The sequence below is a fragment of the Longispora sp. NPDC051575 genome (assembly GCF_040681875.1).
Classification (GTDB): domain Bacteria; phylum Actinomycetota; class Actinomycetes; order Mycobacteriales; family Micromonosporaceae; genus Longispora.
In genome coordinates this window covers 369634-385169 of the sequence record NZ_JBFAZP010000008.1, presented here as the reverse complement: position 1 = coordinate 385169, position 15536 = coordinate 369634, and the positions used below count along the sequence as shown (strand labels likewise).

10 protein-coding genes and 1 pseudogene are annotated in these 15536 nt (G+C 73.1%); 4 read left to right on the top strand and 7 right to left on the bottom strand.

The features are described from left to right. Positions 1–49: 49 nt before the first annotated feature. Positions 50–526 (top strand): hypothetical protein, encoded by a 477-nt coding sequence (locus AB0M43_RS25880; protein WP_363728347.1) that lies wholly within the window; start codon positions 50–52, stop codon positions 524–526. A gap of 245 nt (positions 527–771) precedes the next feature. Here the strand turns inward: AB0M43_RS25880 and AB0M43_RS25875 are convergent. The 7 genes and pseudogenes from AB0M43_RS25875 to AB0M43_RS25845 form a co-directional block, all read right to left on the bottom strand. Continuing rightward, positions 772–1125: pseudogene (locus tag AB0M43_RS25875) on the bottom strand (alpha/beta hydrolase); the annotation flags it as partial. Further along, positions 1125–2471 (bottom strand): NAD(P)-binding domain-containing protein, encoded by a 1347-nt coding sequence (locus AB0M43_RS25870; RefSeq protein ID WP_363728568.1) that lies wholly within the window; start codon positions 2469–2471, stop codon positions 1125–1127. The gene AB0M43_RS25870 and the pseudogene AB0M43_RS25875, both read right to left, overlap by 1 nt. Positions 2472–2481: 10 nt before the next feature. Beyond that, positions 2482–5571, bottom strand: a complete 3090-nt coding sequence (locus AB0M43_RS25865) for a BTAD domain-containing putative transcriptional regulator (RefSeq protein ID WP_363728346.1) — start codon at positions 5569–5571, stop codon at positions 2482–2484. A 62-nt stretch (positions 5572–5633) separates the two neighbouring features. Further along, positions 5634–8528 (bottom strand): tetratricopeptide repeat protein, encoded by a 2895-nt coding sequence (locus AB0M43_RS25860; RefSeq protein WP_363728345.1) that lies wholly within the window; start codon positions 8526–8528, stop codon positions 5634–5636. Positions 8529–8983: 455 nt separating this feature from the next. Beyond that, entirely contained in the window at positions 8984–9652 is a 669-nt protein-coding gene (locus tag AB0M43_RS25855; protein ID WP_363728344.1) for an endonuclease/exonuclease/phosphatase family protein, read from the bottom strand. A 38-nt stretch (positions 9653–9690) separates the two neighbouring features. After that, positions 9691–10638, bottom strand: a complete 948-nt coding sequence (locus tag AB0M43_RS25850) for an ROK family glucokinase (RefSeq protein WP_363728343.1) — start codon at positions 10636–10638, stop codon at positions 9691–9693. A 61-nt stretch (positions 10639–10699) separates the two neighbouring features. Then, complete coding sequence (locus tag AB0M43_RS25845) at positions 10700–11149, bottom strand: SRPBCC family protein (protein ID WP_363728342.1); 450 nt, start codon at positions 11147–11149, stop codon at positions 10700–10702. Positions 11150–11359: 210 nt separating this feature from the next. Between AB0M43_RS25845 and AB0M43_RS25840 the strand changes: the two genes are divergently transcribed. From AB0M43_RS25840 to AB0M43_RS25830, 3 genes are read left to right on the top strand one after another with little or no spacing between them, the layout of a single operon-like run. Continuing rightward, positions 11360–13135 (top strand): long-chain fatty acid--CoA ligase, encoded by a 1776-nt coding sequence (locus AB0M43_RS25840; protein ID WP_363728341.1) that lies wholly within the window; start codon positions 11360–11362, stop codon positions 13133–13135. A gap of 43 nt (positions 13136–13178) precedes the next feature. Further along, positions 13179–14789, top strand: coding sequence for a GAF domain-containing sensor histidine kinase (locus AB0M43_RS25835; protein WP_363728567.1), 1611 nt, complete (start codon positions 13179–13181; stop codon positions 14787–14789). Next, a complete protein-coding gene (locus tag AB0M43_RS25830) occupies positions 14782–15447 on the top strand; it encodes a response regulator transcription factor (RefSeq protein WP_363728340.1) in 666 nt (221 codons plus the stop codon). The genes AB0M43_RS25835 and AB0M43_RS25830 overlap by 8 nt, the downstream gene beginning before the upstream one ends. Positions 15448–15536: the final 89 nt, after the last annotated feature.

The following is a 15536-nucleotide window of genomic DNA, read 5'->3' as shown; positions in this document are numbered from 1 at the left end:
CGTGTCACGATGTTTTCGACGAATGATCGCAGAGGTCGGAGGAACACGGGTGAACGCTGACGCCGAGCGGGCCGAGCCGGACCCGGACGACGTGGATGCCCAGTTCGCCCGGATAGTCGCCGGATATCACAGCGACGCCCCCGATCGGCCGGAAATCGAGTCCGTGGAGCTCACCGACATGACCGCCCTGTCGGGCCTCTCGCCGCGCGGGCCGGAGCCCGACGAGCCGGGGCTGCTCGAGGGCCTCGACACGTTCGGGATGGACCTGGAGGGCGACGAGGACGAGCACTACGTGCCCCCGCCGCCCCCGCCGCTCCCCCGGCCCACCAAGCGGGTCGTGACGGCGGCGCTGGTGTTCTCCGTGGGCACCCTGCTGCTGTTCTGGCCCGAGCTGCTGCCGATCTCCGACCAGCTGGTGCGGTTCGCCGGGATGGGCGGGATCGTGGCGGCCGTCGTGATGCTGGTGATGCTGCTCAAGCCCGGGGACGAAGAGGACTACGACCCGGACCAGGGCGCGAGGGTCTGAAGACCTTTCGACGGGTACGCCGTACCCGTCGAAGGGGTCTAGGGTTTCGCGACCGTCTGGTCGAGCCAGTCCAGCAGGCCCTCCAGCGGATAGAGCCACGACGGGTCCGACAGCCGGCGCGGCTCCGACAACAAGGTCGGCGTGACCCGGTAGTGCTCGCCGGCCTTCGTCAGCCCCCGGCCCGCCCCGCCCACCAGGAGCACCTGCGCGCGGCCGACGACGTCCTCGTCGGGCAGCTTCGCCGGCGGGTCGATCAGGACGGCGGCCTTCGCCGGGTACCGGGTCAGCGCGGCGGCCACCCAGCGCGCGCCCGGCCCGTGGCCGACGAGCACCGCCTGCCGGGGCAGGGACGCGGCGACCTGCACGACGTCGTGGCAGTGTTCGCGGACGCCGACGAACCGGCCGGGGCGCGGGGTCAGCGCGTGCGCCGCCCAGCCGCGCTCGGCGCACCGGTCCAGCCAGTGCTCGGCGAAGAACTCGGCCGGCCGGCCCACGAACAGCAGCGGCGGGTGCAGGTCCTCGCCGGGCAGCGCGGAACGCACCTCGCGGGCGACGGGCCGGACCGGCCGGGACCAGTCGCGCGTCCGCAGGACCCTGATCACGCGGTCAACTCCTTCAGCAGACTCTCGACGGCCTTCAGGTACGTCACGTGCGACACCTCGAACCAGTGCCGTTCCGTGGCGCTGACCTTGGCCTTCGTCCACCGCCACTCGGCCCGGTCGGCCGCGCCGGCCCAGATCTGCGCGGCCCGCTCCGGGTTCGTGTTCCGCAGCGTCAACCAGCGGGCGATGGCCTGGGTCTGCCAGTGCACCAGCGGGAACTGCCCCGAGTCGGGCTGCACCAGGCCGGCGACGGCCAGGGTGGGGTGCCGGGGGGCGAACATGTGCAGCCACAGCCGGGGCGGGTTCGCGCCGAGGATGCCCGGATCCAGGAATTCGAACCGGGGCGCGTAGCCGGTCGCCAGCACGACCAGATCCGGCTCCGCCTCGGTGCCGTCCTCGAACTCGACCGTGCGGGCGTTGAACCGCTTCACGTCGTGCACGGGGGTGATCGCGCCGTGGCCGACGTAGTAGACGAGCTGGCTGTTGACGATCGGGTGCGTCTCGTACACCTTGTGGTCCGGCTTGCGCAGGCCGAAGCGGGTCAGGTCGCCCACGGTCAGCCGGAGCACCCGGTGGAACGCCCACTGCCGCAGCCGCAGCGGCAGCCACTGCGCGCCGTCGTTGACCTGGTCGGCGGGCCGGCCGAACACGTACTTCGGCGCGTACCAGTAGCCGCGCCGGGTCGAGTGCCAGCATGCGGCGGCCTGCTGGGCGGCCTCCACCGCGATGTCACACCCGGTGTTGCCACCCCCGACGACCAGCACCTTCTTGCCCCGCAGCACGGCGGCGTCCTTATAGGACCCGGCGTGGATGACCGTGCCCCGGAAGTCCTCGATCCCGGGCAGCGCCGGGGTGCGCGGCTGCGAGTTGTGCCCGTTGGCGACGACCACGGCCGCGTAGCTCAGTTCGCGCTCCGTCCCGCCGTGCGCCGGCCGGACCCGGACCCGCCACCGGTCGTTCTCGATCGGGTCGGCGGACACCACCTCGGTACCGAACCAGATGTGCTCGCGGAGGCCGAAGTGCTCGGCGTAGCGCTCGAAGTAGGCGAGCAGCTGGGAGTGGTGCGGGTAGTCCGGCCAGTGGTCGGGAAGGGGGAAGTCCGGGAACTGCGTCATCGGCTTCGACGAGATCAGGTGCGTGCTGGAGTACACCGGGCTTCGTTCGTGCCGGATGTTCCACGCCCCGCCGATCCCGGTCTCCCGGTCGTAACAGTCGACGGCGAAGCCGTGTTCCAGAAGGTTCTTCACCGCAGCCAGGCCGCTCGACCCGGCACCGATCACACAGACGGCGGCACCACGATCATCCACCGCGACAGTCTGCCCCCACGGGCCGTCGTTGGCAATAAAAGATCCCTTATCCGGTAAGGGCCAACACCGCGAACGTCCGTGCCTCCCCCAACCGGTAACCGGTCCGTTCCCGAATGGCGACCGCCCGCCGGGCGTGTTCCCCGGCCGCCGCCCGGTCGCCGGCCGCGAGGTCGAGTTCGGCGAGCCGCGTGTGCGCGTCGCACAACTGACGCATGAAGTTGTGCTGGACGGCGAGCTTCCGGGCGAGCTCCACGACGGCCCGCGCCCGTCCGACCTCGGCGAGCGACACACAGGCGTCCGCCAGCCACAGCAGCGCCCGCGCCTCCGGCTCCGGCGAGTCCGTCTCGCGACCCAACTCCGCCGCCCGCTCCTGGAGCGCCACCGCCTCGCCCGGCCGACCCGACAGTCTCGCCACCTCTCCGACCGCGCTCAACGCCCCCACCTCGAGCCGGCGGTCACCCGCGGCCCGCGCGATCTCCAGGGCCTGATCCGCGTGCCGACGGGCGTCCCCGATCCGGCCGAGTTCCCGGCACGCCTCGGAGGCGTTGTAGTGCGCGGCGCTCTCGTACTGGTCACCCAGTCGGTGGAAGAGCACCGCCGAGGCCTCCGTGTACTCCAGCGCCTTCTCGAAGTCACCCATGTGCAGGTGGCACCAGCCGACGTTGTGCAGCCCGTGCGCCTCGCCGCCCTCGGCCCCCATGTCGCGGAAGAGCCCCAGTGCCCGCTGGTGGTGGTCCGCGGCCTCGCGCAGGCGGCCGAGATCGGCGTACACGTTGCCCAGGTTGCCGAGGTTGTTCGCCTGGGCCGGCAGCGAACCCATCCGCCGGCCGGCGTCGACCGCGCGCGTCAGGTGCTCGGACGCCTCCTCCAGCCGTCCCGAACTCCAGAGGATGTTGCCGAGGTTGCCCTCGGCCGCCGCCTCGGCCGCGCTCCAACCCGCCTTCGGGGCGACGGCCAGCACCCGGTTGTAGTGCGCCGTCGCCGTGTCGAAGTTGGCCGCCGTCTGGTGCGCGTGCCCCAGGCTCAGTTCCCCGGCCGCGCTGGCGGCGTGGTCACCCGCGGCGTCCGCGGACGTGACCGCCGCCGTGGCGGTCGACAGCCAGTCGGCCAGGTGCCGCCCCAGGTAGAAGTACCCCCGGAGGGTGCTGGCCAGCAGCCACGCCTCCCGGAGCGGGCCGTGCTCGGCACAGTGCCGCACGATCGCGACCAGGTTCGCCCGCTCCGCGTCCAGCCAGGCATTGGCCTCCGCTGGCGCGGCGGCCGGCCCCGCGCCGTCCACCTCCAGCCGGAGCAGCTGCGGGTAGAGGCTGCGGGCTGCGGCGTCCGACCGGGACAGCGCCCACCCCGCGAGCCGGCGCACCGCTGCGGCGCGGTCCTCGGCGCTGTCCTCGGCCTCGGCGCGGTGCCGCGCGTACACCCGGATCAGGTCGTGCGGCGCGTAGCGCCCGTGCCCATCGGTCTCCAGCAGGTGCGCGGCGGCCAGGGCGCCCAACAGCTCCGCCGCCCGGTCCGCCGGGATCTCCGCCAGCGCCGCCGCCGCGTCCGCCGTGACGTCCGCGCCCGGCAGGAGTCCCACGAGCCGGAACAGCCGCGCGTGCCCGGGTGCGAGCGCCCGGTACGAACGGCCGAAGACCACCCGCACCGAAGCCAGTGCGTCCCCGGGCACCTCCAGGGAGGCCAGCAGGTCACCGGCGCGCAGTTCCGCGTTGTAGTCGGCGATGTCCCGGCCCGGCTGACTGACCAGGTGCGCGGCGGCGATCCGCAACGCCAGCGGCAACCCGCCGCACAGCCCGGCCAGCTCGGCGACGGCGTCCAGCTCGTCCACGACGCGGCGCCGGCCGAGGATGCGGGTGAGCAGTTCGACCGCCTTGTCCGGAGGCAGGACACCGAGTTCGAGCAGGCGGGCGCCGTCCCGGGCGATGAGGCCCGCCAGCCGGTCGCGGCTGGTGACGACCACGCGGCTGCTCCGACTACCCGGCAACAGGGGCCTGACCTGGTCCGGTCCGCTCGCGTTGTCGAGGATGACGAGGACCCGCCTGTCGGCGAGAAGTGTCCGGTAGGCGGCGGTGGCCTCCGCCAGGTCGACAGGGATCTCCTCGCCCGGTACGCCCAGGGCCCGCAGGAAACCGGTCAGCGCGTCGAGGGGCCGCACCGGTTCCGTCGCGGAGTAGCCGTGCAGGTTCACGTACAGCTGGCCGTCGGGGTACAGGTCGCGGACCCGGTGCGCCCAGTGCAGCGCGAGGGCGGTCTTGCCGACCCCGCCCGCACCCTCGATGGTGCTGATCACGACCGCGCCGGCACCGTCGAACAGCTCGTCGAGCCGGGCGGTCTCCCCCACGCGGCCCACGAAATCGGGCACGTCCGGTGGGAGCTGCGCCGGGCCGGCCGGGCGGAGGGCGGCGGCCGGGGCGGGGCGCAGGGCCGGGTCGTCGGTGAGGATGGCCCGCTCCAGGTCGACGAACTCCTTCCCCGGGTCCAGGCCGTGCTCCTCGGCGAGCAGCGCGCGGTAGTCGCGGGCCACGGCGAGGGCGTCGGCCTGGCGGTCGAGGCGGTACAGGGCGAGCATCAGGTGCCGGCGCAGCCGTTCGCGCAGCGGGTGCTCGGCGGTCCAACCGGTCAGCTCGTCCACGACCAGCGCGGTGCGGCCGGCCGCCAGGTCCAGTTCGGCGAGGCGTTCGACGACGGCCAGGCGCTGGTCCTCCAGCCGGGCCCGGGCGGCCTCCACGTACGGCGCGGACACGTCGGCCAGCGCCGGCCCCCGCCACAGGGCCAGCGCCCCGCGCAGGGCGGCGGCGTCGTCGGGGGACGCGGCCAGGGCGGCGAACGCGTCCACATCGAACTGCTCGGGGGTGACGTCCAGCACGTACCCGGCTGATCGGGTCTGCAGCAGGTGTTCGGCCCCCGCGTCCCGCAGCGTGCGGCGCAGTGCGGACACCGCGACCTGGATCTGGCCCCGGGCCCGGTCCGGCGGCGTGTCGCCCCAGATGGCGTTGATCAGGCGCTCGGAGGAGACGGTCCGGCGGGCGTGCAGGAGCAGGCAGCAGAGCACCGCCCGGTGCCGGGGCGCGAGATCCGCCACCGGACGGTCGTCGACCAGCACCTGAACCGGACCCAGCAGACCGAAACGCAGCGTCACCACGGCACCCCCTATACCCCAGGAGAATAGGTGATGACAGCCCCGACCGAAAACGAGTTGGGTCACTCTCCGGGGTCGGCTGGGCCGAGTTCGGCGAGGCCCGCCGCGATCCGGTCCTCGGTGTCCGGGCCGGCCGCGTCGACGTCCAGCGCCCGGGCCCGCTCCAGGTGCTCGCGGGCCTCCGCGCGCCGGCCCAGGCGGAGCAGCACCTCGCCGAGGAGTGCCAGGTCGTCCTTCTCGCGCCGCCGGTCCCCGAGGCGGTGCTTGATCTCCAGCGAGCCGCGGAGGTGGTCGAGGGCGTCGGCCAGCTCGCCGCGGACCCGGTGCAGGTCGCCCAGGCTGTTGAGCACGTCGCCCTCGCCGCGCAGGTCGCCCAGTTCCCGGGAGATGACCAGGGCCGCGCGGAACACGTCGCCGGCCTCGGCGTGCTCGCCGCGTTTCTGGTGCGCGATGCCCAGGCAGTTCAGCGACATCGCCTCGCCCCGCCGGTCGCCGGTGCGGCGTTGCAGGACGATGGCCCGGCGGAAGTGGTCGACGGCGTCGGCGGACCGGTCGCCCTCGGCGGCGCAGATCCCCAGGTTGATCAGGGCCACCGACACCCGGAACAGGTCCCCGGTCTCCTCGAAGTGCCCGAGCGCGGCCTCCAGCGGGCCGACGGCCTCGGCGTAGCGGCCCTGGGTCACGCACAGCGCCGCGAACAGGTTGTTGGCCGCCGCCAGCCCGGCCCGGTCGCCGGTGGCGCGGTGCAGCTCCATGGCGTGCCGGAGGTGTTCGCGGGCGTCGTCGGCGCGGCCGACCTGCCGGTACACGGTGGCCAGGTCGGTGTGCGCGCCGGCCGTGCCGACCGGGTCCCCGAGCCGCCCGGCCACCTCCAGCGCGGCCTCGAAGAGTTCCACCGACTCCGGGCCGTGCCCCCGGTCGACGAAGAAGTCCTTCAGCCGGTACGCCAGCTCGTACGCCGACGCGTCGTCGCCGCGCAGTTCCGCCAGCCGGAACACGGGCAGCAGGTTGGCCCGTTCGGCGTCGAGGAACACGAGCGCGTCGAACGGGTCGGGCGGGAACGGCGGCGCCTCCGGTGCGCGGCGGGCGGACAGCTTCACCCGGTCGCGCTGCGGGGCGATCAGGGCGGCGGCCGCGTGCAGGACCGCGAGGTACCAGTCGACGAGCCGGCCCGCCGCCCCGTCCAGCTCCGCCGGGGACTCCTCGGCCGCCGCCCGGTGCGCCGCGTACTCCCGCAGCAGGTCGTGCAGCGCGTACCGCCCCGGCGCGTGCTCCGCCACCAGGTGCGCCGCCGCCAGCCGGTCGAGGAGGAACTCCGCCTCGGGCACCGACGTGTCCACGAGGGCGGCGGCCGCGTCCACGGTCAGGTCCGCGCCCGGGACGCGGCCCAACAGCCGGAACAGCCGCGCCTCGGCCGGTGCCAGCGCGGCGTAGGACTGGTCGAACGCGGCCCGCACCGACGACTGCTCGTCGCCGTCCACGGTCAGCGCGAGCAGCCGGTTGCCCTCCCGGAGCACGGCCGCGTGTTCGGCGAGGCCGACCTCCGGCCGGTCCACGAGGTAGGCGGCCGTGATCCGCAACGCCAGCGGTAGCTGTCCACACAGGACCGTCAGTTCGACGGCCGCCGCCGGTTCCGCCCCGACCCTCCCGGCCCCGACGATCCGGGTCAGCAGCGCCAGCGCGTCGGCCGGCCCCAGCTCGGTGAGCGTGACCCGGCGGGCGCCGTCGCGGGCCACCAGGCCGGCCAGCCGGTCGCGGCTGGTCACCACCGCCAGGCTGCCCGGGCCGACCGGCAACAGTGGACGGACCTGCTCGGGGCTGTTCGCGTTGTCCAGCACCACGACGAGCCGGAGACCGGCAACCTTCTCCCGGTACGCGGCCACGGCGGCCGGCAACTCCGCCGGGATCCGGCCGCCCGGCACCCCGAGGGCGCGCAGCAGCCGGGTGAGCGCGTCGAGGGGGCGCAGCGGCGCGGTGGCCGCGCTCGCGTAGCCGTGCAGGTTCAGGTACAGCTGGCCGTCGGGGAACCGGTCGCGGACCCGGTGCGCCCAGTGCACGGCCAACGCGGTCTTCCCGACGCCCCCGACCCCGGCGATCGTGGTCAGCACCACGGCCGTCGCGCCCGGCCGGCCGTGGTCGGGCAGCAGGCCGTCGAGGAGTTCGAGCTGGTCCGCGCGGCCCGTGAAGTCGATGACGTCCGGCGGGAGCTGCGCGGGGGCCGGCGCCGCCCGGACCGGGGCCGCGACCGGCTCGGACCGGCGGATCGACTCCTCCAGCGCGGTGAACCCCGGACGGGGGTCCAGGCCGTGCTCCTCGGCGAGGTACCGGCGGAAGTCGCCCGCCACGCGCAGCGCGTCCCGGGACCGGCCGCAGCCGTGCAGGGCGAGCATCAGCTGCTCCCGGAACCGCTCGCGCACCGGGTGCGCGGCGACCAGCTCGGTCAGCTCCGGGACCAGGTCACGGTGCCGGCCCCGGTCGAGTTCGCGGTCCACGAGGCGTTCACGCGTGGTGAGCCGCAGGTCCTCCAGCCGGCCCCGGGCGGCCTCCGCGTACGGCGCGGCCACGTCGTCCAGCGCCGGCCCCCGCCACAGCGCCAGCGCGGCCCGGAGCGTCGCGGCGTCCGCGTCGGCCGGCGCGACCCGGTCCGTGAACGCGTCGAGGTCGAGCTGGCCCGGGCCGGGCGTCAGCGCGTACCCGGCGGGCAGGGTCTCCAGCAGTTCGGCGAGTCCCACCTGGCGCAGCACGCCGCGCAGGGTGGAGATGGCCACCTGCACCTGGGCCCGGGCGGTCACCGGCGGGGCCGCGCCCCAGATCGCCGCGACGAGCCGGTCGGCGGACACCGGCCGCCCCGCGTTCAGCAACAGGTACGCCAGGACCGCGCGCTGTCTGGGCTGCATGGACAGACACGAGCCGTCGGGGCCGCACACCCGCACCGCGCCGAGGACGCCGAACCTCATCCACGCCTTCCTCCGTCAGCCCCCGCGAGCCTCCGTGGGCGGATCCCCCGCCCTCCGCGAGCGTAGGCGACGGGTCGGTGTGCCATAAGGGGTGCCGACCCCCGGTTGGGGGGTAGCGGACACCGACGTCGGGGGCGTAATGTTCCCACCACGGAGCGCCTCACCGCCTTCTTCCCCCGTGGAAGGCGGAGGGGCGCTCCCCTTGTTGGCGGCACGACGGGCGGGCGGCGGCATCGGCGTCGCGGCTCGACGTCGTCACCGTTGTCACCCCGCATCGTCGCTGCTCAGACGGGGTCATGCGTGCGGCCGGCACCGCTCACCCACAGTCTTCGCGGCCACGCGCGCGGAGACTGTCACCGTTGTCACGCGGCCGGGCGCGCCGCCCGGGTGCGGTGTGCCGGCGTGGTCGCGGCCACGCGCGGGCGGGCTGTCACCGTTGTCAATGCCGTCGTGGGCTACAGCTCGACCTCGGCGTAGATCGGGAAGTGGTCGCTGGCCCGGCGCACGGCGGGGGTGTCCACCACCCGGTACCCCGAGACCCTGCACGACTCGTCCGCGAAGAGCGCGTCGATCCGCCGCTGCGGGTTGTTGATGCTGAACGTCGGCGTCTGGTCGCCGACCCCCGCGTCGATCCGGCCGTCGGCCAGGGTCCGCCAGGCCGACCCACCCTCGGTCTCGTTGATGTCCCCGCCGAAGATCGCGGTCCCGCCCGCCTCGCGGATCGTCGACGCGAGAAGCGCCGCCTGGGCCGGCCGCTCGTGGTCGTCAGTGGCGAGATGGCTGCCGACGGCGAGGAACGGCACCCGGCCCACCGAACACCGGGCGAACGCCGCCCCGCGCAGGTGCCGGCCCGGGGTCAGCGGATACCGCAGCCCCCAGGCCTCCTCGACGTCGACGCGCATGCTGACCAGGATCGCGTTGCCCAGCCCGGGCAGGCCGCCCGACGCGTAGATCATGCCGCCCCAACGGGCGAGCTCCGCGCACCTCTGCCGCCACCGGAACCGGCGCGGCGCCTCCTGGGCGAACAGCACGTCGGGCGCGAGCTCGCGGATCACCTCGCCCAGGGCCGCCCGGTCGTCCTTGAGACCCCGCACGTTGTACGAGACCACCCGCAGCTTCGGCATGCCGTCCCTCTTGAGCAGCTAACGTTGCCTGGGAAGAGCTAGGGTCGCCGGGCCAGGTCCGCGGCGCCGACGAGCCCCGCGAGATTGCCCAGCCGGGCCTGGCGGATCTCCGCCACCGGCAGCTTGCCGCGCTGGGTCAAGCGGTCCGCGTAGGCGCGCCGCGCCGGGTCGAGCAGGAGCTCCCCGGCCTCGCTGACGCCGCCGCCGACCACGATGACCGCCGGGTCCAGGATCTGCACGGCGTCGGCCATCCCGTAGCCGAGCCACCGGCCGATCTCGGCGAACGCGGCCCGGGCGGTGGGATCGCCGTCGCGGGCGGCCCGGGTGACCGTCGGCCCGTCGATCTTGTCCACGTCGCCGCCGACGAGGGCGAGCAGTTCCGCGGCCGGGCCGGTGCCGCCGTCGCGGACCGCCGCGCGGGCGTACCGGACCAGGGCGGTGCCCGACGTGTACTGCTCCAGGCAGCCCCGCGCCCCGCACCCGCACGGATGCCCGTCGGCCACGGCCAGGGTGTGCCCGAACTCCGCGGCGATACCGTGCTCGCCCCGGACCAGGTTGCCGGCGAGCACGATGCCGCCGCCGATCCCGGTGCCGACGGTGAGCAGGACGAGCGAGTCCGTACCCTGCCCGGCCCCGAACCGGAACTCCGCCCAGGCCGCGGCGTTGGCGTCGTTCTCGACCACCACGGGCAGGTCGATGTCGGCGGCGACCGAGTCGCGGAGCGGCTCGTGCCGCCAGGCCAGGTTGGGCGCGTAGAGCACGGTCGACCGTTGTGCGTCGATCCAGCCGGCCGCCCCGATGCCCACGGCGTCGACCGGGTGCGCGGCCGACAGTTCCCGGATCACGTCGACGATCAGCTCGCGGGTCCGGCCGACGTCGTCGGCCGGGGTGTCGCGGCGCGCCTGGGCGATGACCGTGCCGTCCGCGTCGACGACCCCGGCCAGCACCTTGGTGCCGCCGACGTCGATCCCGATGGTGAGTCCCACCCGACTCCTTAGTTTCTGTGACGACACGGTGCTACGGGACAGGGGCCCGGGCGGGCGGGTCTCAGGCCTTCGAGCCCTCGACGCGCCGCTTGAGCTCCTTGAGCGCCGTGTCCATGATCATTTTCTCGGCCTTGCGCTTGAACATGCCCAGCATGCTCATTCCCAGCTCCACCGCGAGCGTGTACGTCACCGTCGACGTGCCGTCGCCGTTGTCCGCGAGGTCGTAGGAGCCGACCTGGCTCTTCTGCAACGCGGACGGCGCGACGAGCCGCCACTCGATCCGGGAGATGTCCTCGGCGTACTCGTAGCTCAGGGTGTACTCGTCCTTCGCCACCCCGGCGTCGAGGGAGAACCGGACCTGGCTGGCGTAACCGTCCTCGTACTCCTCGATCACCTCGATCGACCGCACGGCGGCGGCCCACTCCGGATATCTCGGGAAGTCGCAGATCACCGCAGCGATGTCGGCGGGCGAGGCCGCGACGACGATCGACTGGGTCGAGGAGTCCGCCATGACAGCGAAGACTACCTGGCCGCGTGCGTGGGGTGCCGCTCGCCGCGTGGTTTCGGTGCGGGCGCGCCGACCCGCCCGGCGTGGCGGCCCTGATAGGTTCGAAAAGTATCAGCTGCGTGACGGGCCTGTTCACGAAAGGGTACTCGCGGGTAAGTTCGCGGTGACCCCACGCGTGTGGGGCTGCTCGGGGGGCTAGAAAAGGAGTCGGAAGTGCGCGAATTCTCCGTACCAGCGGCCGTGACCGTCCCCGACGACCTCACGCTGACGGACAAGATCTGGTCCAACGCGCAGGACCACGGCGACGTCGTACAGTTCCGCCGCCCCGGTCCGGACGGCTGGCTGGACGTCACGTGCCGCGAGTTCCGCGACGAGGTGGCCGCGCTGGCCGCCGGCATGATCGCGGCCGGCATCTCCGGCGGCGACCGGGTCTGCCTGATGAGCAAGACGCGGTACGAGTGGGGCGTCGTCGACTACGCCATCTGGGCGGCCGGTGCCGTGACCGTACCCATCTACGAGACGTCCTCGGCCGAGCAGGTCGAGTGGATCCTGGCCGACTCCGGGGCCGTGGCCATCTTCCTGGAGACCGACGAGCACGCCGCGCTGATCCCGACGGCCGACCTGCCGGCGCTGAAGCACATCTGGAAGATCGACGCCGGGGTGATCGCCGAGCTGTCGCCCGCCGCCCCGGACCTGGCCGGGGTCGAGGCCCGCCGGGGCGCCACCCAGGCCGCCGACGTGGCCACGATCATCTACACCTCGGGGACGACGGGCAAGCCGAAGGGCTGCGTCCTGACCCACCGCAACCTGTACTCGAACGCGGAGAACGCCCTCTTCAACTACGGCACCATCCTCGGCAACGGCGGCACGACGCTGCTGTTCCTGCCGCTGGCGCACTCGCTGGCCCGGATGGTCCAGCTCGCGTTCGTGCACGGCCGGATCGCCATCGGGCACACCGCCGACGTGAAGAACCTGCTCGACGACCTGAAGACGTTCCAGCCGACCATCATCCTGTCGGTGCCCCGGGTGTTCGAGAAGGTCTACAACGGCGCCAAGCAGAAGGCGCACGCCGCCGGCAAGGGCAAGATCTTCGACCGGGCCGCCGGGGTGGCCATCCAGTGGAGCAGGGCGCAGGACTCCGGCGGCGCCGGCTTCGGCCTCAACCTCCAGCACAAGCTCTTCGACAAGCTGGTCTACAGCAAGCTGCGGGTCGCCCTCGGCGGCCGGTGCAACTGGGCCGTGTCCGGCGGCGCGCCGCTCGGCGACCGGCTGGGCCACTTCTTCCGCGGCATCGGCGTGACGGTCCTGGAGGGCTACGGCCTGACGGAGACCGCGCCGGTCACCAACATCAACGAGCCGGGCATGCAGAAGATCGGCTCGGTCGGCCGGCCGATCCCGGGCACGACGATCTCGATCGCCGACGACGGCGAGATCCTGGTCAAGGGCCCGCAGGTGATGAAGGGGTACTGGAACAACCCCGCCGCCACCGCCGAGGCCATCAACTCCGACGGCTGGTTCCACACCGGCGACATCGGCCACCTCGACGACGCGGGCTTCCTGTTCATCACCGGCCGCAAGAAGGAACTCATCGTCACCGCCGGCGGCAAGAACGTCGCCCCGGCCGTCCTCGAGGACCGGGTCCGGGCCCACCCGCTGATCAGCCAGTGCGTCGTCATCGGCGACCAGCAGCCCTTCATCGCCGCGCTGGTCGCGATCGACGAGGAGGCTTTCCCGCGGTGGCTCGAGGCGAACGGACGAACCGGTACGATCGCGGAGTTGAGGACCGACGAATCGTTGCGGGCCGAGGTGCAGACCGCGGTCGACGACGCCAACAGGGCCGTCTCGCACGCCGAGGCGATCAAGGTCTTCCGGATCCTGCCCCGGGACTTCACCGAAGCCACCGGTGAGCTCACGCCGTCGATGAAGGTGAAGCGCAACGTTGTCCACAAGGAGTACGCCGACGAGATCGCAGCCATCTACGGGGCCTGACCTCGACACCGAGCCGGGCGGCGCGTGGTACAGACCGAGCACCATCACCACGGCCGTCCGCCTCGGACTCCTGGCGCTCGTCACCATCCTGAGCCTGGTGGCGACGAAGGACCCGAGAACCCTGGTGTGGATCGGTCTCCTGACGATCGCCGCGCTGCCGGCGACCCTGAGACCGACCCATCCGGTGTACGGCCGGGCCGGCCGCGCCGCCGAGACCATCGTGACCGTGATCGGCGCGGTGGCCCTGGCCGACGAGGGCTGGACCCTGCTGCCCTACCTGCTCGCCCCGGTGATGAGCGCCGCCCTGTACCGGGGCGCCGCCGAGGCGTTCCTGCTGGTCGCGATCGCCGGGATCGGGCTGCTCGGCAGCGGGACGTTCACCGGCAACTTCAGCCGCTCCGACAACCTGCTGACGGCCGTGCAGTGGCTGGCCATCTCGACGGCCACCGCCGCGTTCGGGGGCGCGTTGCACCGGGCGCTGGCGACCCGGAACAGACCCCAGCCGTACGCGGAGGCGACCCGGCTGCTCACCCAGCTCCGGACGGTCGCCCGGCACCTGCCCGGCGGCACCCTGGACCCGGGCGGCATCGCCTCGCACATGCTCGACGAGGTGCGCGAGGCGGCCGGCCTGGACCGGGCCGCGGTGTTCGGGGCCAGTGGCGGCGGGCGGCTCGTGGTGCTCGCCCAGTTCGGCGTGGAGCGGGTCGACTGGGAGACGTCGGTGGACTCCGAGAGCGCCGTGGCGGACGCGTGGGCCACCCAGCAGCCCCAGGTGGTGTCCCGGTCGCTGTCGCGGTCCCGGGCTGCCGCCAAGGGCGAGGTGTCGGCCCTGGTGGTGCCCCTGATGGCCGGGGTGCGCACGATCGGGCTGCTGGCGATCGAGAGCGACAAGCCGGGGGCGTACCCGGCGCAGGTCGTCGCGCGGGTCGCCGAGCTGGCCGGCCCCGCCGCGCTCCGGCTGGAGGCCGCGCTGCTGTTCGACGAGGTGCGCACGCTGGCCACGAGCGAGGAGCGCCAGCGCCTGGCCCGGGAGATCCACGACGGGGTCGCCCAGGAGCTGGTGATGGTCGGCTACGGGATCGACAACGCGCTCGCCCAGCTCCCGCCGGGCAGCGAGGGCGCGGAGAACGACCTCAAGGAGCTGCGGACCGAGGTGACCCGGGTCATCACGGAGCTGCGGCTGAGCCTGTTCGAGCTGCGCAGCGAGGTGGAGCGGCACGGCGGGCTCGCGGCGGCGATCTCCGACTACGCCCGGACGATCGGTTCGTCGGCCGGGCTCCGGGTGCATCTGTCCCTGGATGAGTCAACTTCCCGACTTCCGGCGGCGATTGAGGGGGAATTGCTCAGAATCGCCCAGGAAGCCATCACGAACGCACGGAAGCACGCCCGGGCGGAGAACCTGTGGGTAACTTGCGAGGTTGATCCCCCGTACGCTCGAATCGAGGTCTCCGACGACGGTGCCGGTATCGGGGACGGCCCCGCTGACGGCAGCTACGGGCTGGCCATCATGGCCGAGCGCGCGGAGCGGATCCGGGGCGATCTGAGCATCGCCCCCCGCGACCCACGGGGCACGACCGTGGTGATGGTGTTAGGCACGGCTGTCCGGCACGGTAGCGTATCGGCATCAGAGGGGGTGGGCATCAAAGATGAGTGACCCGACGTCCAGCGAACCGACCCGGGTGCTGTTGGTCGACGACCATGACCTGATCCGCAAGGGTCTGAGGCATGCTTTCGACCGCGACCCGCAGTTCGAGGTGGTCGGCGAGGCCGGCACCACGGCGGATGCTTTGCGGCTGTGCGCCGCACTGTCGCCCGAGGTGGTGATCATGGACCTGCGGCTGCCCGACGGCAGCGGTCTCGACGCGACCCGTGAACTGCGGAAGAACAACCCGACCATGGGCATCGTGGTGCTCACCATGTACGCGGGTGACGACCAGCTCTTCGGCGCCCTGGAGGCGGGTGCGAGCGCCTTCGTGCCGAAGAGCTCGCCGGCCGACGACGTGGTGGCCGCGGCACGGCACGCGGCGAGCACGCCGAACGCGTTCACCGCCGCCGACCTGGCCGAGGCCATGAAGCGCCGGTTGGCCCCGTCCGGGCCGCAGCTCTCGCCCCGCGAGGGGCAGGTGCTGAAGCTGCTCGCCGACGGCATGAGCGTGGCCGGCATCGCCAAGCAGCTCTACGTGTCGGAGTCGACGGCGAAGACCCACATCTCCAAGTTGTACGAGAAGCTGGGTGCCGCCAACCGCGCGCAGGCGCTGATGACGGCCCTGCGGCTCGGCATCCTGGAGCCACCGGACAAGCAGCGCTTCTAGCCTGTCAGGCGCCACGTATCCACACTTGCGGTTGTGGTACCTATTATCACGTCTATTTCGGACAAAATAGGTGCCACAACCGCAAGGGG